This is a genomic window from Roseovarius sp. MMSF_3359 (genome assembly GCF_030733385.1).
GTDB lineage: Bacteria > Pseudomonadota > Alphaproteobacteria > Rhodobacterales > Rhodobacteraceae > Roseovarius.
Genome location: NZ_JASHJC010000009.1, coordinates 101,202 through 125,987, shown reverse-complemented (window position 1 = coordinate 125,987; position 24,786 = coordinate 101,202). Strand labels below are relative to the sequence as shown.

Below are 24,786 nucleotides of genomic sequence, written 5' to 3'. Positions count from 1 at the left end.
GACCCGATCCCAATAAAGCGATACTGCTGATGCTGGCCTTTATCTCGCACCCGAGTTGCCTTGAGCATGATGTCGGCACCTTGCATCCGGAATGCCGACAACGCCTTGAAGTGATTGACAATCAACTCCTGATGTCCGGACTGGATTTTGTCATCCGCCGCCATGATGCGCCCGCGATAGGACGCGACGCCTTGGAGCGCGTGCATGATCCGAATTATGTCCAGCGGGTCTATGAAACGGCGCCACAAACCGGATCGGTCTGGGTCGATGGTGACACGCTCATGTCCCCGGGAACACTCGGCGCAGCGGAACGGGCTGCGGGCGCTGGTGTGATGGCGGTCGATCTTGTCATGAATGGCGAGGCCAGCGCGGCTTTCTGCGCGGTGCGTCCGCCGGGGCATCACGCCGAGCAGGGCACGGCAATGGGCTTTTGCCTCTTTGACAATATCGCCGTTGCCGCTGGCCATGCGATGGCGGTTCATGGCCTGGAACGGGTGGCAATCGTCGATTTCGATGCCCACCATGGAAACGGGACCGAGGAGATATTCAAGAATGACAAGCGGGTGCTTTTTTGCTCCAGCTTTCAGCACCCGTTCTATCCGTTCACTGGTCACGGCTCGGACACCGACAACTTGGTTGACGTCCCTCTGAGCGCGGGTGCGGATGGGGCAGCATTTCGCGCGGCGATCACAGACCATTGGCTGCCCGCGCTTGAGCGGTTTCGCCCGCAATTCCTGTTTATCTCGGCCGGGTTCGACGGGCATGTGATGGATGAGATGTCGGGGCTTGCGCTGACGGAAAGTGACTTCGCCTGGATCACCCGTGAGCTGCACAGGGTTGCGCAGAAACATAGCAACGGGCGGATCGTGTCGATACTCGAAGGGGGGTACGACCTGTCGGCGCTACCCCGTTGCGTCGTGGCTCATCTGAAAGAGCTGCTCTGAGCTCCCACGCCGCCCGGATATTCAAGGTTGCAAGACATAGGCCCCCGGGGCGTCGCCAAGCGGGCTCAACCCCGCGTCGGCCGCGCCCATCGCTGGCGGTGCGGCTGGTTTGCCGGATCGCGCATTCAGCCAGTCAACCAAAGCGGGCCACCATGAGCCGGGCGTGACCGGCGTCTGTTCAAGCCAGTCATCCGGACCGACATAACAATCATCATGCGCCCGGGTTGCCATCCGGTAATGGCGTCGCGGGTGGCCGGGCTCCGACACGATGCCCGCGTTATGGCCGCCATTGGTCAGCAAGAACGTGACCTCGGTATCGGATTGCAGGTAGAACTTGTAGACCGATTGCCAGGGGGCGACGTGATCGCGCTCGGTCCCGACAAGGAAAACAGGCACCCGGATATCGGACAGGGCGACGGGGCGATCACCGACCATGTAACGCCCCTCGGTCAGGTCATTTTGCAAGAAGAGCTTGCGCAGATACTCCGAATGCATCCGGAACGGCATCCGGGTCGTATCGGCGTTCCACGCGATCAGATCGGTCACGTCCGCTCGTTCGCCCATCAGGTAGTCATGAATGATCCGCGACCAGATGAGGTCGTTTGACCGCAGCAGTTGAAAGGTACCTGCCATCTGATGCGTGTCCAGATACCCCTGTTCCCACATCATGTCTTCGAGGAAGCTAAGCTGACTTTCGTTGATGAACATCATCAACTCGCCCGCGTCGGTGAAATCAACCTGGGTTGCGAGGAGCGTGAGCGTCTTTAGCCGCCTGTCGCCATCCCGTGCCATGGCCGCCGCGGCGATGGCCAATAGCGTGCCACCAAGGCAATAGCCCATGGCGTGGACTTGCGCAGCGCCCGTGACTTTGCCCACCGCGTCAAGCGCGGCCATCACGCCAAGCCGCCGATAGGCGTCCATTCCGAGGTCCCGGTCATCGGCATCGGGATTTTTCCATGACAGTATGAAGACCGTGTAGCCTTGCCCGGTCAGATACCGCACCAGCGAGTTTTTCGCACTGAGGTCAAGGATATAGTATTTCATGATCCATGCAGGCACGATCAGGATCGGCTCGGGCCGGACCTTGTCGGTCGTAGGTGCATATTGGATCAACTCGATCAGGCGATTGCGATAGATCACCTTGCCCGGACTGGCGGCGATATTGCCGCCGATCTTGAACGCTTCCGTTCCCGCCGGTTTCCGCCCGCTTACCATGCGGGCCCAATCATCGACAAAATTCCGCCAGCCGCGCAGGAGGTTCATCCCACCCTCGGCGATGGTCTTGTCGCGGATTTCGGGGTTGGTCAGGGCAAAATTCGACGGCGAAAAGACATCCAGCATCTGGCGGGCGGCGAATTCCACGACCTCTTCATGCTGCTTGGTGACGCCGCGCACACCGGTCGTGGCGTTGTGCCACCATTGCTGATTGAGAAGGAAAGACTGATAGATCATGTTATAGGGCCACCTCTGCCAAGCCTCGCCGCGGAACCGCCTGTCCTGCGGCAAAGGCGTGATGCAGGGGTGCTCGGCATCGGCTGGTGTCATGCAATGGGTGGCGAGGCGCATGGTCTTCTTCGCAGATTTTTCGATCAATTCCATTTGTTTACCCGGTGCGGTGGCGAGGTGCAGCGCCCAATCCGCATAGGCCGATGCAAGCGCAATCGGCGACAGGCCAGCAGTGTAATGCGAGGCGATGGCGCGCAACGCCTTGTCGTAGCTTTGCAAGATCGTGTTTTCAGGCTGATCGGTTGGGGCGGGCTGTGACATCTGATTTCCTGTTGCGGCATAGACAGGGATAGGTGCGGAATAGTCCGGGAAGGCCGGGCGCACATTGATGCAAATCAGGTGACCCCTGCGCAAGCCGCCGAAAACCCGGCCTTTCGCGGGAGTGGATTATTTCCGCGATCAACCGCGTTTTTGATCTCCCTTAAGGAGCGATGCCCAAACCTCTGTCAGACTCGGAGCGGGACAGAGTTCCGAGATGGGAGATACTCAGATGACAAAAAAGAAATCGACACAGGACGTGCCCGAGTTTTTTGCTGATGTGTTCAAATCCATGCAAAGCACGATGGTTTCGAACCCGCTTATCGCGCCCCAGGCCGAGCATTTCTGGCAGACGCAGGAGCATCTGCTCGAGGCGATGGAGGCGTTCACGCGCAGTTGGTTTGAACGTCGGCACGAAGCGACACGCTCCGCGATGAGCGCCGCACGGCAGGCCGCAACCCAGGAAGGCGGCAGCCCCGGCGAGGCCATGCAATCCATCGCCGATTGGCAGCGCCATTCGGTGGAGCGCATGGTCGAGGATGCCCGCGGATGGCTCGATATGGTGACGGATTGCGCAAACTACGTCTCCAAGGCCGAGGTTGAAGCGGTCGAAGAGGCGCTGGATGGGGCGCAGAAGGCAACCAAAGCCGCCAAATCCGAACCGGTTTAGGGTCGTTCGACGGAACATCGCCCAACACCTATTCACCCGATGAGATCTGAGGTCGGCACGGGGTTGCCCCCGGCTGGTCTCCCGGAGGGTTTGTGCCGCTAGCCCGCCTGCCGCTCGGGCCTGATAAGGGCGGGCTTGTCAGAGAAGGAAGTGACATGACGTCTGCGCCCTCCGAGCCGCATGCGAGGACCACGGAACATTGCCTGGACGCGCTTCGGACGTCCGTTGATGGCTTGTCATCGGATCAGGCGCGCCAACGGTTGGCCAAACACGGGCCAAACCGCCTGCCGCTTGCGCCGCGGCGTCCCCTTCTGATCCGCTTCCTGCGGCATTTTCATAATGTCCTGATGTATGTGCTGATCGGTGGTGCGGCGGTGACCGCGATGCTTGGCCACATGATCGACACCTGGGTGATCCTTGCGGTGGTTCTGGTCAATGCGGTGGTGGGATTTGTCCAGGAGGGTCGTGCCGAAAACGCCATGGCGGCCATCCGGCAGATGCTGGCGCCACATGCGTCGGTGATGCGCGGAGGGCATCGGAGGAGCGTCGAAGCCTCGGATCTGGTCCCTGGTGACGTCGTATATCTCGAACCGGGTGATCGGGTCGCAGCGGACCTACGGCTTCTGGAGGTTCATGGATTGCGGATACAGGAGGCCATTCTGACTGGCGAGTCCCTGGCCGTGGAAAAATCAACCGCGCCGGTTGCGGCGGAGGCGGTGCTGGGGGACCGCAGCCCCATGGCATTCAGCGGAACGCTCGTTGCGGCCGGGACAGGGCGCGGCGTGGTGGTGGCAACGGGCGCCGAAACGGAGATTGGCCGGATCAGCGGCATGCTCCGGAGCGTCGAGGGCGTACAAACGCCGCTGGTCGTGCAGATGGACAGGTTTGCGCGTTGGCTCACGATCCTCATCCTGCTAAGCGCCGGGGCGCTTCTGGTCTTTGGGCATTACGTTCGGCATGTCGAGTTTGACGTGATGTTCATGTCGGTCGTGAGCCTTGCCGTGGCCGCCATCCCCGAGGCGCTGCCCGCCGTCATGACCATCACCCTCGCGGTCGGGGTGCAGGCGATGGCGAAGCGCAACGCAATCGTGCGCCGCTTGCCCGCGATCGAGACGATCGGCGCGGTGTCGGTGATCTGCACCGACAAGACCGGTACATTGACCCGCAATGAAATGATGGTCGCCTCCGCCGTAACAACCGATGGGCGTTTCACAATCACCGGTGACGGATATGCGCCAGAAGGAGAGATCAGGTGGGAGGATGGTGACCCGATAGATGACGAGTTGAACGGGATCGCACACGCCGCGCTGCTGTGCAACGATGCCTCTTTGCAGACCTCCGAAGGCACATGGCGCGTCGAGGGCGACCCGATGGAGGGCGCCTTGCTCGCCTTCGCGGGTAAGGCCGGGCGGACGCATGACGGGTGGCGTCGCCGTGCCGAAATCCCGTTTGACGCGCAGCACCGCTACATGGCTGTGCTCGCTGATCGTCCGGACAGCGCGCGCCAGATATTCGTCAAGGGGGCGCCCGAGCGGCTCCTGACGATGTGTACCCGCCAGCACGGCTCAATCGGCGACACGCCCCTCGATGCAGCATTTTGGCAGGCCGAGGCAGACCGGATCGCGGCGAAGGGCGAACGGGTATTGGCCTTTGCCCAGCGTCCGGCCAATGGCACCCGGACGCTGGAGGCGGATCCCGGTGAAGATCTGATCTTTCTGGGTCTGGTTGGGCTGATTGATCCGCCGCGGGCCACGGCTGTAGCAGCGGTTGCGGAATGTCAGGAGGCCGGTGTCATGGTCAAGATGATCACCGGCGACCACGCCGGCACGGCTGCGGCAATTGGCCAGCAGATCGGCCTGCAAAACCCCGGTGCTTTCCTGACCGGTGCCGAGATTGAGCGGATGGATGACGCGACGCTCGCCGTGGCCGCCTCGAATACGAACATCTTTGCCCGCACCTCGCCGGAGCACAAGTTGCGGCTGGTCCAGGCATTGCAGGCCAATGACCTGATTGTTGCGATGACCGGTGATGGTGTGAACGACGCGCCCGCCCTGAAACGGGCGGATATCGGGATCGCCATGGGCATAACCGGAACCGAGGCGACCAAGGAAGCCGCGGAACTTGTTCTGGCGGATGACAATTTCGCCTCGATCACCGCGGCGGTACGCGAAGGGCGCACCGTCTGGGACAATATTCGGAAGGTCGTAAGCTGGGTGCTGCCCACCAGCGCAGGCGAGGCCGCCACGATTGCCGCAGCCCTCTTGCTCGGTCTCGCCCTGCCTGTGTCCCCGGTTCAAATCCTCTGGGTCAACATGATCACGGCGGTTACGCTCGGCCTCGCCCTCGCCTATGAACCTGCCGAGCCCGAAACCATGCGGCCCCCACCCCGCCTGCGCAACGCCGGGCTGCTGACGGGCGGCCTTGTCTGGCATGTGATTTTCGTTACCGGGCTTTTCCTGGCGACGATTTTCGGGATCTTCACCTATGCGCTCGACCGGGGATATCCGCTTGAGCTGGCGCAGACGATGGCAATGAATATGCTCGTTGTCCTCGAGATTTTCCATCTGTTCTACATACGGAACATCTTCGGCACGTCGATCAGCGTTTCGGCGTTCAAAGGTACGCCCGCGGTTTGGATCAGCGTTATCGTCGCTACCGTCGCGCAGTTTGTTGTGACCTACCTGCCGATGGCACAACCAATCCTCGGAACGCATGCGGTAGCCCTGGCAGATGGCGCGTTGATCCTAGCGGTGGGTGTCGCCTTCTTCGCTCTGATCGAGACGGAAAAACAGTTGAGATTGATACTCGCGGACGCAACGAAACGCAGCGGCAAAGTATCCGGCATGCGATCGACCTGAGCCGAGGCAACCAATTCAAGCAGGCGCTTGTTTCCGATCGTAGTCGCGAAGGTCGCATTTAGTCAGCCAAGCGGCGCTTTAGCGCCATTTCTGCACTTGCGAACGGCCCCGCATGGGCATATCCCCGTTCGTGGGACACCCCTCCCCAACGAGGGGCGCATATCTGGAAGGATAGCATCAATGGCTACTCAAGAACCGGCAACGCGGCCGGCCAATCCGCGTTTTTCCTCTGGCCCCTGCGCCAAACCCCCCACATTCGACACCACGCAACTCAGCGACGCGCCCCTGGGCCGCAGCCACCGCGCTGCTGTAGGCAAGGAGCGCCTGAAGGCCGCCATCGAGGGCACGCGTGAGGTCCTGGGCATCCCGGCCGATTATCGCATTGGCATCGTGCCTGCCTCGGACACCGGTGCGGTTGAAATGGCGATGTGGAACCTCTTGGGCGCCCGCAAGGTCGAGATGCTCGCCTGGGAGAGCTTCGGCGCGGGTTGGGTGACCGATGTGGTCAAGCAACTCAAACTCGATGCGGAGGTGAAAACCGCCGACTACGGTGAGATCGTGGACCTCGCCGGCGTCGATACCGATAATGATGTGGTTTTCACCTGGAATGGCACCACCTCGGGCGTGCGCGTGCCGAATGGCGACTGGATCAAGGCGGATCGCGAGGGTCTCACGATCTGCGACGCCACATCTGCCGCCTTCGCGCAGGATCTGCCTTGGGACAAGCTCGATGTGACGACTTTCAGCTGGCAGAAGGTACTGGGCGGTGAGGCCGCGCACGGCATGCTCATTCTCAGCCCCCGCGCGGTCGAGCGGCTGGAAAGCTACGCGCCCGCCTGGCCCCTGCCCAAGATTTTCCGCCTGACCAAGGGCGGCAAACTGATCGAAGGTATTTTTGAGGGCGCCACCATCAACACACCGTCGATGCTGGCGGTCGAAGATTACCTGCTGGCGCTCGACTGGGCGCGATCGGTTGGCGGTCTGCAAGGACTGATGGCGCGGGCCTATGCCAACACCAAGGCGGTGGCGGATTTCGTCGAATTGCACGATTGGGTCGATTTCCTGGCACATGATCCGGCCACGATGTCGAACACATCCGTGTGCCTCAAGTTCACCGACACGCGGATCGCCGACGGCGCCGTTTTCGCCAAATCGGTCGCCAAGCGCCTCGATGCCGAAGGGATCGCCTATGATATCGGCGCCTATCGCGATGCACCTCCGGGCCTCAGGATCTGGTGTGGTGGCACGGTGGAGACATCCGATATCGAGGCTCTGATGCCATGGATCGAATGGGCATTCCAATCCGAAATCGAGGCGCTGTCCGAGACAGCGTGACCCCGTCCCGGGCCTGACCCGGGACCTCTTTCACACAGAAACATGAGGCCCCGGATCACGTCCGGGGCGCGTAACCCTGAAAAATCAAGGACGCTCAAAATGGCTCCCAAAGTACTCGTATCCGACAAGCTCTCTGAAACCGCCGTGCAGATCTTCCGCGATCGCGGCATCGACGTGGATTTCCAGCCCGATCTGGGCAAGGACAAGGAAAAACTGGCCGCCGTCATTGGCCAATATGATGGTCTCGCCATTCGCTCCGCCACGAAGGTCACCGAAAAGATCCTGGCCGCTGCCGACAACCTCAAGGTGATCGCCCGCGCGGGCATCGGCACCGATAATATCGACAAGGATGCCGCCTCCAAGAAAGGCGTGATCGTGATGAACACGCCCTTTGGCAACATGATCACCACAGCCGAACATGCCATCGCGATGATGTTCGCCGTCGCTCGCCAACTGCCGGAGGCCAGTGCCTCGACCCATGCGGGCAAGTGGGAGAAATCCAAGTTCATGGGGGTCGAGTTGACCTCGAAAACCCTCGGTGTGATCGGCGCGGGAAATATCGGCGGGATCGTCTGTGATCGCGCGCGCGCCCTCAAGATGAAAGTGATCGCCTACGATCCGTTCCTCAGCGAAGAGAAGGCCGCCAAGATGGGGGTGGAGAAGGTCGAGCTGGACGAGCTGTTGCCGCGCGCGGATTTCATCACGCTGCATGTGCCGCTGACCGACCAGACCCGCAACATCCTGAGCCGTGAGAACCTTGAAAAGACCAAGAAAGGCGTGCGGATCATCAACTGCGCGCGCGGCGGCCTCGTGGACGAAGAGGCGCTTGCCGACCTGCTGAAGTCCGGCCATGTCGCGGGTGCGGCCTTCGACGTCTTCAGCGTCGAGCCTGCCACCGACAACCCGCTTTTCAACCTGCCCAATGTCGTCTGCACGCCTCACCTGGGAGCCGCCACAACCGAAGCACAGGAAAACGTCGCCCTGCAGGTGGCCGAGCAGATGTCGGATTACCTGCTGACCGGGGCCGTGACCAACGCGCTCAACATGCCGTCGGTCACCGCCGAAGAGGCCAAGGTGATGGGGCCCTGGATCAAGCTGGCCGATCATCTGGGGGCGTTTATCGGGCAGATGACCGACGAGCCGATCAAGGCGATCAACATCCTCTATGACGGGGTGGTCAGTGACATGAACCTGGGCGCACTGACCTCGGCCGCCGTGGCGGGGATCATGAAATCGGTGAACCCGGAGGTGAACATGGTCTCGGCCCCGGTCATCGCCAAGGAACGCGGTGTGAAGATCAGCACGACCAAGCAGGACAAATCCGGCGCTTTCGAGGGCTATATCAAGCTGACCGTGGTCACGGATCAGCGGGAGCGGTCCATCGGTGGCACGGTGTTCAGTGATGGCAAGCCGCGTTTCATTCAGATCAAGGGCATCAATATCGATGCCGAGATCGGGCGGCACATGCTTTACACCACGAACGAGGACGTCCCTGGCATCATCGGCACATTGGGGCAGACGATGGGCGAAAACGGCGTCAATATCGCCAACTTTACCCTGGGCCGGGCGGCGGCGGGCGGCGAAGCCATCGCACTGCTTTACGTGGATGAAGAAGTGCCCGCGGATGTGATTGGCAAGCTGAATGCCACCGGCATGTTCCAACAGATCCGGCACTTGGAATTCGACGTCGCCTGATTGGTGATCCAGCGGAAACGCCGCCCTTCGGGGCGGCGTTGCAGGTTGCATGATTGGCGCTTGGTTTCGACGTTGTGCCACATCCTCAAGCGTTTTCCGGGTGGACATTTGGGACAGCACCCGGCTCTTTGGCGGCATGAGCAATCCGATTTACGCGATACCCGACATCCATGGCCAGCGCGCCATGCTGGAAGAGGCGCTTGCCCGCATTGACCACGACGGTGGGCGCGATGCCAAAGTTGTATTTCTCGGCGATTACGTGGATCGCGGTCCGGATAGCCGTGGTGTCATCGAACTCCTGATGGAGGGTCAGGCCGCCGGGCGGAACTGGACCATCCTGCGGGGCAATCACGACCAGTTGTTCCTCGATTTTCTGGACACTGGCAAAATTCACAACGCGCGGTTCAGCAATCCGGACTATACGTGGTTGCATGAGCGGTTGGGCGGGGCGGCAACGCTTGCGTCCTACGGTGTTCTGGCCTCGGAAGCACGGCCCAATCATGCCGAGGCCACGGCCGCGGTGCCAGACGCGCATCGGGCGTGGTTGTCAGGACTGCCCTACTATCTCGAACTGGGTGAGTTGCTTTTTGTGCACGCGGGCATCATCCCTGATCTGCCTCTCGGCCATCAGCCACATGAAGACCTGATCTGGATCCGCGGAACGTTCCTGGATCATCCAGCGCCACATCCATGGCTTGTCGTGCATGGCCACACCGCCTTGAAGCGCCCTCAGCATTTCGGCAATCGCATCGACCTGGACGGCGGGGCAGGCTGGGGTCGTCCGCTTTGCCCAGCCGTCTTCGAGGGGCGCAACTGCTGGTTGTTGACGGCGAGCGGACGGGTGGCCCTGCCCGCGCCCTGAACTGGCATTTCTCCGCTTCGGGATGGCGGTGTGACGTCACATCACGTTGTGAGGGGCCAATAAAATCCGCTACCCTAAGGCGACTCATGAAACCCGGAGATTTTCCATGACCGATATCGTTCTTCTTGATGGCGCCCGCACGGCAATTGGTACGTTTGGTGGCGCGCTGGCCGCGACCCCGCCGACCGCGCTTGGGGCGACCGCGGCACGTGCCGCGCTGGAACGGTCGGGGGTCGAAGGCGGGCAGATCGGCCATGTGGTCTTTGGCCATGTCATCAACACCGAGCCGCGCGACATGTACCTGTCGCGGGTGGCGGCGATGGATGCGGGTATCCCCGAGACCACGCCCGCCATGAACGTCAACCGCCTCTGCGGATCGGGCGCGCAGGCGATCGTGTCGGCCATTCAAAACCTGATGCTGGGGGATGCGGATTTTGCGTTGGCCGGTGGCGCCGAGAGCATGAGCCGCGCGCCCTATATCGTGCCGGATCAACGGTGGGGCGCCAAGATGGGCGACATCCGCACCCTCGACATGATGCTGGGCGCGCTGAACTGTCCCTTCGGCACCGGGCATATGGGGGTCACGGCGGAGAACGTGGCCGCCGAGCATGGCATCAGCCGTGAGGATCAGGATGCCTTTGCCGCCGAGAGCCAGAAGCGCGCCGCCGCCGCCATCGAAGCGGGTCATTTCACGTCGCAGATCGTGCCGGTCGAGGTCAAGGTCAAGCGCGAGATGGTGGCATTTGAGACCGACGAGCACCCGAAGGCCACCACTGTCGAGACGCTGGCGGGCCTGCGCGCGGTATTCCAGAAGGACGGTACCGTGACCGCCGGGAATGCCAGCGGTATCAATGATGGTGCGGCGGCTGTCGTCATGGCCCGCGCCGAGGCGGCCGAGGCAGCCGGGTTGAAACCCAAGGCACGCATTCTGGGCTACGCCCATGCCGGGGTCCGCCCCGATGTGATGGGCATCGGGCCCGTCCCCGCGGTCGAGAACCTGATGGCGCGGACCGAGCTGTCGGTCGGTGATTTCGACGTGATCGAGTCGAACGAGGCCTTTGCCGCGCAGGCGCTTGCGGTAAACAAAGGGCTTGGCCTTGATGCTGCCAAGGTGAACCCCAATGGCGGCGCGATTGCACTTGGCCACCCGGTTGGGGCAACCGGGGCGATCCTCACTGTCAAGGCGCTTTATGAGCTGGAGCGGATCGGTGGATCGAAGGCGCTTATCACCATGTGTATCGGCGGCGGCCAGGGGATCGCGCTAGCACTTGAGCGGCTGTAAGAGGTCGCTAAGGCTCGGTTCAGGTGCCAAAAGATACGTCTTTGGGCTTGAGCAAACCATCGGCTGTAAGGAGATGGGCCGCGCGATTATCAAACATGCGGGCGGTCTGCCACCCACTTAATGCGCGTCGATCCTGATCGTCACGCTCGCAGACCGGCCCGACGCATCAATCACCGACAGGTCCGAGAAACCAGCCGACAGGCTGGGCAGCATCACCTCCCGGGTTTGTGCGCCGGTCAACACCGGTGCGCCATTGGCGAGCCAGGTGAAGGGCGGTTTGCCATCTCTCACTTTCGCAGGCACGCCACCCGCGACTGCAAGACGCGCGCCGTCCGGGGGAAAGATGAGCTTCGGCGCGTCCGGTGCGGCCTTGAACACCGCATCTCGCCCGGTGAAACGCTGTAAGGGTTGCGGCAATTCGGCGGTTGACACGATCAAGGTCTCGGGCGGCGGGGGAGGCAGGAGAACAGGGTCCGAACGGATGCGCTGATAAGCTTCGAAAAGCACCGGCGCGGCCAGGTCTCCGCCAAAGGCGCCAGGGACAGGTGTGCCATCGGGCCGCCCGATCCACACGCCCACCACATGCGCGCCATCATACCCCACGGCCCAGGCATCGCGGTGGCCATAGGACGTGCCGGTCTTGTAGGCAAGCCGCCCCGAAGGCGCGCCCGGCGGGGGGGCAAGGCTGCCGAGGATATCCGAGACCTGCCAGGCGGCGGAACGGCTGATAACCTGCGCGGGGCGTGTCTGCGTGCCCTCGCCGGAGCGCCAGTGCAGCGGCACGGACTGCCCGCCATTGGCGATCATGCCATAGAGCTGCACCAGATCGGTGAGCGTCACCCCGACACCCCCAAGCGCCACGGCAAGACCGGCCTGATCGCCGGGCAGTTTCACTTTTGCGCCGGAGCGGCGAAGCGCATCCATCAGATGCGCGGGGCCGATCTCATCCATCAGCAGGACAACCGGGATGTTGAGCGATTGCCGGAGCGCTTCGGCCACCGGCAGTTCACCGCGAAAAGCGCCATCGAAGTTCTGCGGCGCGTAGTTGCCAAAGGCCACGGGGCGGTCGTTTATCAATGTCTGGGGGTGCGCAAGCCCGCGATCAAAAGCCATGCCGTAGATCAGCGGTTTCAGGGTGGACCCCGGCGAGCGATGGGCACGTGTCATATCGACGTAACCTTGCCGCTCGTCGGTTTTGGCATAGCTCCCCGACCCGACCGAGGCCAGTACCGCACCGCTGCGATGGTCGGCGATGACGATGGCGAGCGACAGATCCTGCGGCAGCTTCCGCAGCGTCGAGGCCGCCAGGGTTTCGAGATCCCGTTGCAGGGCCAGGTCCAGTGTCAGGCGATGGATTCCGTCGAGCGGTGCGGTATCACGCGCCCGGTCCGCCAGATGTGGCGCGAAGGCGGGAAAAGCCTGTCGGCGCGCCGGGAGCGGCTCGGTCAGGGCAGCGGCCACGACCTCATCACCGATCACCTGCTGCGTCGCCATCCGGTTCAGGACCCGGGTGCGGGCCTCTCGCGCGGCATCGGGATGACGGTCGGGGCGGCGCGCTTTCGGGGATTGCGGCAGGGCCACCAGCAGGGCGGCTTGCGCCGGGGTCAGGCGCCAGGGTTCCTTGCCGAACCAGGCCAGCGATGCCGCCCGCACCCCTTCGAGATTGCCACCATAGGGCGCATGGGTGAGATATAGCGTCAGAATCTGCTCCTTGCTCAGCCGCCGCTCCAGTGCAAGGGCCACGCGGACCTGCCGCAGCTTGCCGCGCCACGACCCCGTGCCACTTTCCTCCAGCAGCCGCGCCACCTGCATCGTCAGGGTGGAGCCGCCGGACACCACGCGCCCGTTCAGCATCGCCTGCCCCGCCGCACGGAGGACCGCGCGCGGATCAACCCCGCCATGTTCATAAAACCGCCGGTCCTCGTAGGCGATCAACATGTCGATGTAACTCCGATCCACCCGCTCTGGCTGCACCGCAAGACGCCACCGGCCATCGGCCACGGTATAAACGCGCAGCAACCGGTTATCGCCGTCGCGGACCTCGACAGAGGTCTCAGGGATCAGCACCGGCAGGTCGGTCGCCGCAATCCATTGGTCAAAGAAGTCCCGCGCCGTGGCCACGGCCAGCAGCAGTACCGCAACACAAGCGATCAGGCGGTCAGGGCGCCGCATGGGTGACCTCCCCTTCCCACAGCCCGGGATAGAGCGTCACAAAGCCGGAATTGTGAACACTAAGGTCAGCCTTGTAGCCGGTTTGTGTCGCAGAATATCGGAAACGCGAACTGAACCTTGTCCTTTGATAGGATTGGTCGAGTCGTTGAAGTGTCACCTCCGGATATCTCAACCATGCAGCACACACGGCAATTTCTTGAGCATCCAAACTAGACAGTTTCCATAGCGGCATCAGATTGGTTGCCGGCGTGAAAGAAAGGTCGATATCTCGCGCACCGGAAACCTCTGGTTGCGGGACATCGTTGCATAGCCAGACGTCACCCTGCCTGACGATATGGATTTTGATAGTACGACCTTCGTGGTCACCTGCCACATCTGCGATAAGAGTATCCCATTGCGCATCGCATCTCACCACATAGTCAAGCGCGGCAAAACCATCTTCGTCCCGAAACCGGGCATGGCCAATGAGCATCCAACCATCATCAGTTCGTGCCAAGCGGCATTTATCATCACCCTCGTTGCCAAGGGCCCGCCAGCAGCACGAAGCGAAGGTGTAACTTGGCAAAACCGTTCTCCTAGGGGCGATCCACGGACATCCGACCCGTCCCGGTGCGCGCCCGGTATTGCGGGCGGTACATGTCCTCGACCGTAGCGGCAGGATGGTGATACGACCCCGGCGACACGGCACGCACGATATAGGCCAGCTCGAACGCCTGGTCGCTGCGCCAGTCCACGGCGGCCAGGAACCTGTCGGACCGGAACTCGGTATGGCGCGCCTCGACCGGTTTCAACCAGTCGAGCGCCCTTATATCGCCGGAGCGCAACAGGTTCGGGTTGTCGATCTCCAGCCCCGCGGGCAGGGGATCGTTGACCATCAACCGGGCCTCGCCCTTCTCGAACGGGGACACTTTGAGAACCGCCACCAGACGGGTGCCGGAGGTCACGGCGTCAAGCGAAACCGGCGCGCCCTCCATATCGAAATACCGCCGTTCAATGGCATAGCCATACCCGCCTGCCTCGGGTGCGATCTGCGGCACGCCGATGGTGGTCAGCGTGACGTCGGTGCCTGTCTCGCCGGTGTTGCGGAGGTTCAGGGGTGTGACGCCCTGCGCGGTGATCGTCCGCACGAACGGACCCGAAACCGGTGCGTCGTCGACCGTCAATCCGGCGGACGCCGTGTCGGCAATCAGCGCATTGGCGGCCAGCAGGGTCCAGGCCTGCTCCTGAGAGGACATATGCGGGCCATCGGGCGCAATCGCCTCGCTCAGAAGGCTGCGATCAACCGCGTTGCTGCCCGCCTCGACCGCAAGGGTCAGAACCGCCGCCCGGTCGCGCTGCCGGGTGCCATAATCCGCGCGCCAGACCTGTGGCTCCGTCCCGGTTGGCGCATCAATCATCCGCGCGGCTTGGGCAAAGAGCCTGTCGGCGCGGGTCTGATCCCCGTAGGCCGCGAGCGCCGCGCCCAGTTGCGCCGCTGCGAGTGGCGAGCCCAACGCTCCTGCCTTGACGTCCGCATAATACCGCAGGTCACCCATACGAGCGGCTCCTTCGCGCGCCAGGACCATCAGCGCATAGGCGATATCCTCGCCCCCCTTGTCGAAATCGGGCGCGTAGTTCACCCGGTTGCGCAGGTTGTCCATCGCCATCGCAAAGGCCTGCGCCGGGACGTCATGCCCCTTGGCCTTCGCCCGCGACAGGAAATCGGCAACATAGGCATCAAGCCAGAAATCACCCGACCCCGCCCGCCAAAGGCCAAACGCCCCGTTGCTGGATTGCCGTGTCAGGATACGGGCCACCGCCTGTTCGATACGCGCCTCGACCTGATCGGCATTTCCCAGCCCGAGGGCCTCGGCCACCTCTTCGAAATAGAGGAGCGGCATGGCCTGGGACGCGACCTGCTCGGTGCAGCCGTAAGGGTAGCGATCAAGCGCCGTGAGCAGCGCAGGCGCGTTCAGCTTGGCCAGCGGACCGGCAGAGACCACCGCCGAGCCTGATCCCGGGCGCATCCCGTCGAAAAGCTCGCGGTCCACAGTCAGCGCCTCACCGGGTGCCAGCGACAGGCGCCGCGTGATCGCGATCTCTGGGTCATTGCTGCGCACCGGCACGGTCAGGGTTTTGGTCAACTGCCTGCCATCCGGCGTGGTCAGGGCAACACGAACCTCGTGGTCGCCAACCGCATCAGCCGAGATCGGAAGGGTCAGGACCGTTTTGCCCCCATCGGGCAGGTCGATACCCGACGGCACCGCGCCCTCCATCCCGATGCCGGTCGCGGTCACGTCAAGGCCCATGCGGCCCGCTGGACCCTCGGTATGGACAATCTCAAGCAGCAACTGACTGCTGTCACCCGGGGCGAGGAAACGCGGCAGGCTCGCCGTCACAACCACGGGATCGCGCACCAACACGTCCCGCGCCGCTTGCCCCACTGCGACGTCGGACCAGGCGATCGCCATCAGCCGGACGGTGCCGTTGAAATCAGGGATGTCAAAGGCCGCCCGTGCGGTGCCGTCTTCGTCCACCGTCAAAGGTCCGGTGAAGAATGCGACCAGCTTTTCCGTGGGCGGCGGCGCGTCAAGCGACATGCGGTTGCCCGCATCCCCGCCGGAGCGTACCTGCCCCGCGGCGCCGTTCATGCCGTCGATCAACCGGCCATAAAGGTCGCGGATTTCAACGCCGAGGCGCCGCTGACCGAAATAGTGGCCACTTGGATCGGGGCTCTCGAATCCGGTGAGGTTGAGAATGCCCAGATCGACCGCCGCCAGGGTGACATGACCGGTCTTGCCCGACAGGCCATCGACCCTGACGGCCACGTCGAGCGGCATGCGGGGGCTAGCGGTGTCCGGTGCCTCGATACTGACCGAAAGCTGACGCTCTGCCGGGTCAATTTTGGCGTAGCTGAGGCCAAGCGCCCGTGCGGGGTTCTGCCCGGCGGCCACGTCCATTGGTCGGATGACCTGCGCCGTGACATAGGCCCCGGCACCCCATTCATCGGTGACGGTCAGAGGGATGAGGTTCTCACCCTCGCTCACCTCAACCGCCTGCATTTCAATCACACGGTTGGACATGACGGTAATCATCGCCGTCCCGGCATAGCGCGGCACGATCCTGAGCTGTGCGGTATCGCCGCTGCGATACCCCGGCTTGTCGAGCGACAACTCCAGCGTATCGGGTGTCTGCGACGCATCGGCGGGCGCATACCAGCCGGCGTAGAAATCGACCGAACTGGACACATAGGCGCCATCCAGACGTTCAACCACCAGCTCATAACGACCCCATGCCACCTTGGCGGACACCGAGGCCGGGCCATCCTGAAGGCTGGCCTCTCCGGTGGCGACGCGGGTGCGGGTGGTGATCGGCTCCCAATTCCAGTTACCATATTGCTGGTACCACTGGTACCGCGTCTCCACCCGGTTCAGGGTCCAGCGCACCTGCATCGCAGCGGGGGCGAGGTCCGCTCCGATCCCGATCACCTGGAACGTCGCTTCGGTCCCCTCGGGGACCACCCCGTCAAAGGCGGGTTTCAACCCGATCATCGGCCCCGAAGGTGCCAGCATCCGGCTCAGGCGGCGTTCGACGGGGCGGCCCGATCCTTCTTTCACGCGGATGATCGCCTCGGCCTCGTGCGGGCGATCGGCAAGCCGCGCGACGGGGATCGGCATCGGCAGGGTGACCGTGCCATCAGGTCCGGTTTCGCCGCCGTCGAGATATCCGGTCTGCGCGCCGGTGACCTCGTCATAGCGGCCAAACTGATAGCCGGGGAAGTCGGGCAACTGCCGCATCGGCCGCAAGCTGACCGTGCCTTCGACGCGCAACCCGACCCCAGGTGCGCCGAAAAGATAACGGGCATCGACGCTCAGCGGCGCGGTATCACCGGGACGGATCGGACCATCGGGGAGCGAGAGGTCGAAATCAATCCGCTCCGGCAGGAAATCCTCGACCAGAACCTGACGGCTGACCAGCGCGGGCGCGTCCAGATCGCCCTTGATATCAATGGTCCAGGTGCCACGCGGGGCCGTGGCGCCGATGGGCATGTTGAAGACATGCCCGCCCGCCGTATCCTGGCTTGAGAGATGACGGGCATATTCCACCCCGTCGGGGCGGGTCAGGATGGCCGTCAGCGGCAGCCCGGTGATTGCCGCGACCTTGCCATCGCGCGCAAGGGCCGTGGCATGGATCATCTCACCGGCACGATACGCCCCGCGATCCGTTGCGAGGAAAACGTCAATCGGCGGCGCGGCAGGACGTCCTTCGACACCGCGGTCCGACAAATCAAAGGCCGGATCGGTCAGGGACAGGAAAGCCATGTCATCATCACCCGCCCGGGCAAGCACCAATGCGGGGGCAGCGCCGCCAGATCCGCGGGTTAGTCCGGGGGCAAAGAGCGCATGCCCCGACGCGTCCGTGGTCAGTTTCGCCAATTCACGATTGGCACGCGACAGCAGGGTCAGTTCGACCCCGCCCCGCGCCGCAGCATCAGACAGCCCGCGCACGAAAACGTGCAGCCCATCCGTCCCCTTGAGGGTCGTCATCCCAAGGTCGGTCAGCACAAACCATTGCGTCGCCCCGGGATCATCATAGAGCGGGCGACCCTTGACCCGGGCGCTCAGCGCATAAATGCCCGGGGGCTGATCGGCCAGGACCTCTCCCATGGGCAGCCGGGTGGTCATGGTCTGGTTCAGTTGGTTCTGCACCTCGCCCACGCCGGTCCAGACCTCTTCGGCCACGTCGTTCGAAAACGCCTGGTCCTGGTATTCGCTGAGCGGGCGGCCAACGTAGTCGCCCTGAATGGCGCGCAGCAGGTTGCGGTCACTGACCCGGCGCAAGAGCAGCTCCACGTTGTCGAGATTGACCGTCTCGATCGGCAACGCCGCATCGGCGGCCTTGGGGAGGATATAGGCACGCCCGGCGAAATTGACCGACGGGCTTCGGTCGCGGACGTAAAGCGACACCTCGACATCCTTGTAGAGCGTCTCACCGCTGGCGGCGGGTAGACCCTTGCGGAAGGTCACCGTGTACCGCTCACCGTGCCGCACCCCGTCGATGCAGATCTGACGCCCCTCCGCCTGCACCACCAGCCCCGGATCGGGCAGGCGCAGATAGGGCGCGTAATCGACACCGGTCTTGACGAGATCTTCGGAAAACTCGGCGCAGATCCGCGGGGCGGCACTTTCATTGTCGCTGCGGTGTTCGGTGATGCGAAAGCCGTATTTTGCGATAGCCTTTTCCAGCGCCACGGCAACGTCCTGCCGGGGCTGGATGGATTGCGCCAATCTAAGCGCGGGGACCATATCGCGCCCGCGGTTGGCCTTCTCCAACGCCTCGGCCAACTGAGCGAGCGCACTTGCCCGCGCCGGGTCGCTCAGCACGCGGAGATACCCGTTTGTCGCGGCCATCACGGCCTGAAGCCGGTAGCGGCGCAGGTCCGATGAGTTCTGCGATTTGATGAGCAGCGACAGGCGCGCATAGTCGACCCAAAGATCGCCGCTATCCGCGCGCGAGATCGCCGCGCCCATCCAGCGCATGGCGTTGAGATGATCGCCGGCGACCTCGCGTTCCTGTGCCGCGTCCAGCATCGCCTCGACACTCCATGTGCCCGCCGGGTGGCGCCATCCGATGGTCTCGGCTTGCTTGCGCGCATCCTGCAGATCCCGTGCGGTCAGGAAACCAAGATCGGCGGCCCGCGCCCCGGCAACTGCCAGAACACGGGCGTCCGTCGCCAGAAGTTCAGCCGAGATGGCCCCGTCATAGGGCTGCCGGTCGGAAATCGCGCTTTTCGGGAAACAGGCATTCGATCGGCTGTTGAACGTATAGGCGTTGCAGGTCGCGTTGGCCGTACAGGCGCGCTGACAGGCCTCGAATGTGGTGTCGAAAAGCGGGTCGAGATCGGCGCCGTAGAAATCAACGTCACGGGTGACGACCTGGTGCCTCTCGGGGACGGGTTCCTGGGCGTGAAGCGCCGTGGACACAAGGGAAAACACTATAATTGCAAGATAACGGCGCAGCATCGGAACCTCCTGATTGTGCGGGGTCCATGGTGCCACGGCAATCCTTGCCTGACAACGATTCCACCTGCACGGATTAAACAGTTCTTCACCACAATATCCGATTGTACCGCAAATCCGACGGGCCTTGCGGAGGGCTGGCATGAGCCTTGCCAACAAATTGACGGAAGAACGGCGCGCGCGACTGGCCGCGGAACGGCTGCTTGAGCAAAAGCAGGTGGAATTGCAGGCGGCCAATCGCAAGCTGGGCAAACATGCGCTGGCGCTCTCGGAAGAGATCGTCGAAACCCGCGCCGAAGTTAAAACGGTGCTGGACGAAAACGAGCGGGTCAAGACGGACCTGACCGTCGCCAATCAGAAGGTCGAGATTGCCGAAAGACGGCTGTGGGAGTCGATTGAGGTGATCCAGGACGGGTTTGCGTTTTTCGATGCCGACAGCCGCCTGATCGCCGCCAACAAGGCATGGATCGGCATCTTTGACGGGGTCGAAGCGGTGCAACCCGGCGCCAGCTATGTCGAAATCCTCCAGATCGTCACCGAAGAAGGGGTGGTCAATATCGGCGACATGCCCCCGGCGGATTGGCGCGAGATGATGCTCGACCGGTGGCAAAGCCCGGCGCCAGAACCCGAAATTATCCGGCTCTGGAGTGGCGAATACATCAAGCTCGTGGATCAGCGCGGCAATGACGGCGGGATGGTCAGCCTGGCGCACAACATCACGGAAACGGTCCGCTACGAAAAGCGCCTCAAGGACGCCCGGATCAAGGCCGAAGCCGCAAACCGCGCCAAGTCGTCCTTCCTCGCCAATATGAGCCACGAGATTCGCACCCCGATGAACGGCGTGGTCGGCATGGCGGAACTGCTGCAGGATACGGCGTTGAGCGACGAGCAGCAGCTTTATGCTGAGACGATCAAGAATTCCGGTGAGGCGTTGCTTGTCATCATCAACGACGTTCTCGATTTCTCCAAGATCGAGGCGGACAAGCTGGTGTTGCAATCCGAAGAATTCGATCTGGAGCGGTGCATCCACGAGTTGGTGACCCTGCTACAGCCCACGGCGCGGGACAAGGGGCTGGACCTACTGGTGGATTACGACGTGTTCCTGCCCACGCAGTTCGAGGGGGATCGCGGCAGGATCCGGCAGGTGATGACCAACCTCATGGGCAACGCGGTCAAGTTCACCGAAAAAGGTCACGTTCTGATCCGCGTCGTCGGCGTCCCGGCGATCGAGGGCGAGGAGGCCAAGCTGCACATCACGATCGAAGATACCGGCATCGGCATTCCCGAGGACAAGGTCGATCACATCTTCGGCGAATTCAACCAGGTCGATGACGAGCGCAACCGCAAGTTCGAGGGGACCGGCCTCGGCCTGGCGATCTCGCAAAAGCTGATCCGTCTGATGGGCGGCGATATCTGGGTCGATTCCGTCGATGGCGAAGGGTCGAGTTTCGGGTTCTCGCTGCCGCTGCCTTCGGTGGAAATGCCCGATCCGGATGCCACGCGGATGCCGGAGGGTCTCAAGCGGGTCATCCTGGTTGACGATTGCGCGGCAAATCGGGACATCCTGGCGCGGCAGCTTGGCGTGCTGGGCATCGAAACGCTGCCTTGCAGCAGTGGCCGGGACGCGCTGTCGCAGGCGGAGGCCGGTGCCGATCTTGTCATCACCACCCATACCATGCCCGAAATGGACGGCATGGAGCTTGCCGACGCCCTGCGCGAGGGCGGGCATCAGATGCCGATCATCCTGCTGAGCGCCAATACCGGGGTTGCCGAGGCTGAGCCAGCATCCAGACATCTGCATGCGCTGTTGCAAACACCCGTTTCGCGACAGGATCTGTTTGCCGCGCTGCAATCTGTAGAACTCCCCGCGAAAACAGAGGTAAAAGATGAACCCGCTGTCGCCCAAGAAGCGCCGGCGTCAGAGCCCCGTCTGGTCCGGGTGCTTGCGGCCGAGGACAACAAGACCAATCGACTGGTCTATTCCAAGATGGTGAAGGCGTTGGAGATTGACCTGCAATTTGCCGAAAACGGGCGGGAAGCGGTGGAGATGTATCAGTCATTCGAACCCGATATCGTGTTCATGGACATCTCGATGCCCGAAATGGACGGCAAGGAGGCTACCGCGAAGATCCGCGAGATCGAGGACGGCACCGACCGGCATGTCCCGATCGTGGCGATGACCGCCCATGCGATGGGAGGTGATCAGGACGGTATTCTTGCGGCGGGGCTCGATCATTACCTTACCAAGCCATTGAAGAAAAAAGCCATCATCGAGCATATTGTTCAGGCATGCCCCGAGGGTGCGCGGCCACCAGTGGCGGACGATCAGACCTGAGGGTAGTCGCGCAGAAAGACCCAGTTGGCCTCGTCCGACAAATCTTCGCGGTGGCGATATCCGCCAGCGTCGAAACCCTTGATCTGTTCCGGATCGGTCAGGCGGCGTTGAATGATAAACCGCGCCATCGCACCCCGCGCTTTCTTGGCGTAAAAACTCACGATCTTGGCGGTACCTGCCTTCTCTTCCATGAAGATCGGCGTGATGACCCGGAGGTTCAGGGCCTCACGATCGACGGCGCCAAAATACTCCTGGCTGGCGCAGTTGATGAGGACATCGGTCTTGATCTCATCGGCCTGGGTGTTCAGCGCCTGCGAAATCTGATCGCCCCAGAAATCATAGAGCGACTTGCCGCGCCCGGTTTTCAAACGGCTGCCCATTTCAAGCCGGTAGGGTTGGATCGCATCAAGCGGGCGTAGTACCCCGTAAAGGCCGGAGAGGATGCGCAAATGATCCTGCGCCCAAGTCAGTTCATCGCCGTCAAGGCTGTTGGCCTCGAGCCCCTGATAGGTGTCGCCCGCAAAGGCCAAGGCGGCCGGTTTGGTCTCCATCTGGCCAAAGGCGCTGAACCGCTCCGCATTGAGTTTCGCGAGGTTTTCGCTGATCCCCATGAGTTTCTGCAGATCTTTCACCGACAGGTCGCGGGCGACCTCGGCCAGGTGATCTGCCTGCTCCGCAAAGGCGGGCTGAGACGGCACAACCCCCTCCGCCTCGCGCATGTCCAGTTTCTTGGCAGGTGAAACAACGACCAGCATACAGCATCCCCCAATCAGTCGGTTTTCAGGTGATCTAGCCCGCGGCCCGCAGAACGTCCAGAAAAGCCGTGCCAAATCTTTCGGCGCGCTTTTCGCCAAGCAGCCGCGTCATCTCTCCGACGTCTCTTGGCCGGGTCGAGGCGATCCGCGCCAGAAGCGATGCGGAGCAGCTGAGCGGGCGGTCAATGCCGGTCTCACCCCGCGCCAGGTCCGCCTGCACTTCGAGCAGTTGGTCATAGACTTCGCCGGACGCGCGGCCCGCCAGTTTGCGTCGTGTGGGGTGAACCGGCTCGGCCTCCCCATTCACCACTTCGAGGAACGCATCGCCATAGCGTTCCAGTTTCTTGGCGCCAACGCCACTGATCCTGGCCATCTGGTCCAGGGTGGCAGGGCGGGTTTCGGCGATTTCGATCAAGGTGCGGTCGGTAAACACCACATAGGCCGGCACACGCGCGGCCTCGGCCAACGCCCGGCGTTTGGCCTTGAGCGCCGACAGGAGCGGCGCGTCTTCGTCGGAGACCAGCGCCTTGGCCACCGGGCGGCGCGATTTCGTCACCAGCGTATCGCGGCGCAGGGTAATGCTCTGCTCGCCGCGCAGGATCGGGCGGGCGGTCTCGGTCATGCGCAGGGCGCCGTGGCGTTCGCGATCGGGCCGGATCAGGTCAAGCCCCATCATCTGCCGGAACACCCCCTGCCATGTCCGCCGGTCCAGATCCCGGCCCACACCGAAGGTGGGCAATTGATCGTGTCCGCGCCCGCGCACCTTGTCGGTCTCGTTCCCGATCAGGATGTCGATCAGGTGCCCCGCGCCAAAGAACTCATCGGTCCGCAGGATGGCCGACAATGCCTTGCGCACGGCCTCGGTCCCGTCAAACACCTCCGGGGGTGTTTCACATGTGTCGCAATTCCCGCAAGCGGCTTTCTCCTCACCAAAATACCGGAGCAGCACCGCGCGGCGGCATTCCTGCGCCTCGGCCAGCCCCAGAAGCGCATTGAGCCGCGCATGATCCGCCATCCGACGCTCGGGCGGGGCCAGCCCTTCGTCGATCTGGCTGCGGCGCAGGCGAATATCATCGGGGCCATAGAGCGTCAATGTTTCCGCCGGGGCGCCATCGCGACCGGCGCGGCCGATTTCCTGGTAATAGGCTTCGATCGACTTGGGCAGGTCCGCATGGGCGACCCACCGGATATCGGGCTTGTCCACGCCCATGCCAAACGCCACGGTGGCGACCACGATCAACCCATCTTCGGCATTGAACCGGGCCTCGACAATCCGACGATCCTCGGCCTCCATGCCGCCGTGATAAGCGCAGGCATTGTGACCATCGCCGCGCAGGGCCTGGGCCAGGGTCTCGGTCTTGGCGCGGGTGCCGCAATAGACGATGCCGGATTGCCCTTTGCGGGCGGCGGCGAACTCGGTGATCTGGCGGCGCGGGCCATCCTTGGCAGCAAAAGTCAGGTTGATGTTGGGCCGGTCGAACCCGTGCAGGAAACTCGCCGGGGCCTGCCCGTCGAAGAGCTTTTCGACGATCTCATCGCGGGTTTCCGCATCCGCGGTTGCGGTGAAGGCCGCCAGTGGAACACCAAGCGCGCGGCGCAACTCTCCGATGCGCAGGTAATCGGGCCGGAAATCATGGCCCCATTGCGATACGCAATGCGCCTCGTCCACCGCGATCAGACCAACGCCGATGCGGCGCAACATGCCAATTGCGGACCCGGCGGCCAACCGCTCGGGCGCGATGTAGAGCAGTTTCAGACGGCCCGCATCAAGCGCCTGCCAGACCTCATCGGTTTCCTCGTCGGTATTGCCGGAGGTCAGCGCACCCGCCTCGACGCCCACCGCCCGCAACGCGCGCACCTGATCGCGCATCAGGGCAATCAGCGGCGAGATCACGACGGTCACACCGTCGCGCAAAAGCGCAGGGAGCTGAAAACACAGGGATTTGCCGCCACCGGTTGGCATGATCGCCAACACGTTTTCGCCGCCGGTAACAGCATCGACGATATCTTCCTGTCCGGGGCGGAAGGCATCGAACCCGAAGACATCGCGCAAAAGCGTGGCAGCGCCTGGCATGTGAACCCTGTAAGACTGTTTTTATCTGCTCTTACAGAAGA

The 24,786-nt window shown here is 62.9% G+C and carries 14 protein-coding genes; 8 read left to right on the top strand and 6 right to left on the bottom strand.

What is annotated here, in order from left to right:
* The first annotated feature begins 29 nt into the window (after positions 1 to 29).
* A complete protein-coding gene (locus RBB29_RS14240; protein ID WP_306114636.1) occupies positions 30 to 944 on the top strand; it encodes a histone deacetylase family protein in 915 nt (304 codons plus the stop codon).
* A gap of 21 nt (positions 945 to 965) precedes the next feature.
* Here the strand turns inward: RBB29_RS14240 and RBB29_RS14235 are convergent, their stop codons facing one another.
* On the bottom strand, positions 966 to 2,711 hold the full coding sequence (locus RBB29_RS14235; protein ID WP_306114637.1) for an alpha/beta hydrolase: 1,746 nt from the start codon (positions 2,709 to 2,711) through the stop codon (positions 966 to 968).
* A 229-nt stretch (positions 2,712 to 2,940) separates the two neighbouring features.
* On the opposite strand from RBB29_RS14235, the gene RBB29_RS14230 reads away from it, so the two are divergent.
* The 6 genes from RBB29_RS14230 (at position 2,941) to RBB29_RS14205 (ending at position 11,410) form a co-directional block, all read left to right on the top strand.
* A complete protein-coding gene (locus tag RBB29_RS14230) occupies positions 2,941 to 3,378 on the top strand; it encodes a phasin family protein (RefSeq protein ID WP_306114638.1) in 438 nt (145 codons plus the stop codon).
* 155 nt (positions 3,379 to 3,533) lie between these two features.
* A complete protein-coding gene (locus RBB29_RS14225; protein WP_306114639.1) occupies positions 3,534 to 6,236 on the top strand; it encodes an HAD-IC family P-type ATPase in 2,703 nt (900 codons plus the stop codon).
* A 180-nt stretch (positions 6,237 to 6,416) separates the two neighbouring features.
* Positions 6,417 to 7,571, top strand: a complete 1,155-nt coding sequence (locus RBB29_RS14220; RefSeq protein WP_306114640.1) for a phosphoserine transaminase — start codon at positions 6,417 to 6,419, stop codon at positions 7,569 to 7,571.
* 99 nt (positions 7,572 to 7,670) lie between these two features.
* On the top strand, positions 7,671 to 9,266 hold the full coding sequence (gene serA, locus RBB29_RS14215) for a phosphoglycerate dehydrogenase (protein ID WP_306114641.1): 1,596 nt from the start codon (positions 7,671 to 7,673) through the stop codon (positions 9,264 to 9,266).
* A gap of 100 nt (positions 9,267 to 9,366) precedes the next feature.
* The gene (locus RBB29_RS14210) at positions 9,367 to 10,128 is read left to right on the top strand and encodes a metallophosphoesterase family protein (protein ID WP_371931502.1); all 762 of its coding nucleotides are present in this window, start codon (positions 9,367 to 9,369) and stop codon (positions 10,126 to 10,128) included.
* Positions 10,129 to 10,234: 106 nt separating this feature from the next.
* Positions 10,235 to 11,410: an acetyl-CoA C-acyltransferase family protein gene (locus tag RBB29_RS14205; protein ID WP_306114643.1), complete on the top strand. Its 1,176-nt coding sequence runs from the start codon at positions 10,235 to 10,237 to the stop codon at positions 11,408 to 11,410.
* 117 nt (positions 11,411 to 11,527) lie between these two features.
* Here RBB29_RS14205 and pbpC read toward each other — a convergent pair whose 3' ends face one another.
* Genes pbpC through RBB29_RS14190 form a run of 3 tightly spaced genes read right to left on the bottom strand, consistent with a single transcriptional unit; the run spans position 11,528 to position 19,584 of the window.
* Entirely contained in the window at positions 11,528 to 13,582 is a 2,055-nt protein-coding gene (pbpC, locus tag RBB29_RS14200; protein WP_306114644.1) for a penicillin-binding protein 1C, read from the bottom strand.
* A complete protein-coding gene (locus tag RBB29_RS14195; protein WP_306114645.1) occupies positions 13,569 to 14,147 on the bottom strand; it encodes a putative glycolipid-binding domain-containing protein in 579 nt (192 codons plus the stop codon). The genes pbpC and RBB29_RS14195 overlap by 14 nt, the downstream gene beginning before the upstream one ends.
* 10 nt (positions 14,148 to 14,157) lie before the next feature.
* Entirely contained in the window at positions 14,158 to 19,584 is a 5,427-nt protein-coding gene (locus tag RBB29_RS14190) for an alpha-2-macroglobulin family protein (RefSeq protein WP_306114646.1), read from the bottom strand.
* A gap of 139 nt (positions 19,585 to 19,723) precedes the next feature.
* Here RBB29_RS14190 and RBB29_RS14185 point away from each other — a divergent pair, with 139 nt between their 5' ends.
* Positions 19,724 to 21,916 (top strand): response regulator, encoded by a 2,193-nt coding sequence (locus RBB29_RS14185; RefSeq protein WP_306114647.1) that lies wholly within the window; start codon positions 19,724 to 19,726, stop codon positions 21,914 to 21,916.
* On the opposite strand, the gene yaaA is transcribed toward RBB29_RS14185, so the two are convergent.
* Both yaaA and recQ read right to left on the bottom strand, forming a co-directional pair.
* A complete protein-coding gene (gene yaaA, locus RBB29_RS14180) occupies positions 21,907 to 22,671 on the bottom strand; it encodes a peroxide stress protein YaaA (protein ID WP_306114648.1) in 765 nt (254 codons plus the stop codon). The two genes, RBB29_RS14185 and yaaA, sit on opposite strands and share 10 nt — an antisense overlap.
* A 34-nt stretch (positions 22,672 to 22,705) precedes the next feature.
* Entirely contained in the window at positions 22,706 to 24,745 is a 2,040-nt protein-coding gene (gene recQ / locus RBB29_RS14175) for a DNA helicase RecQ (protein WP_306114649.1), read from the bottom strand.
* Positions 24,746 to 24,786: the final 41 nt, after the last annotated feature.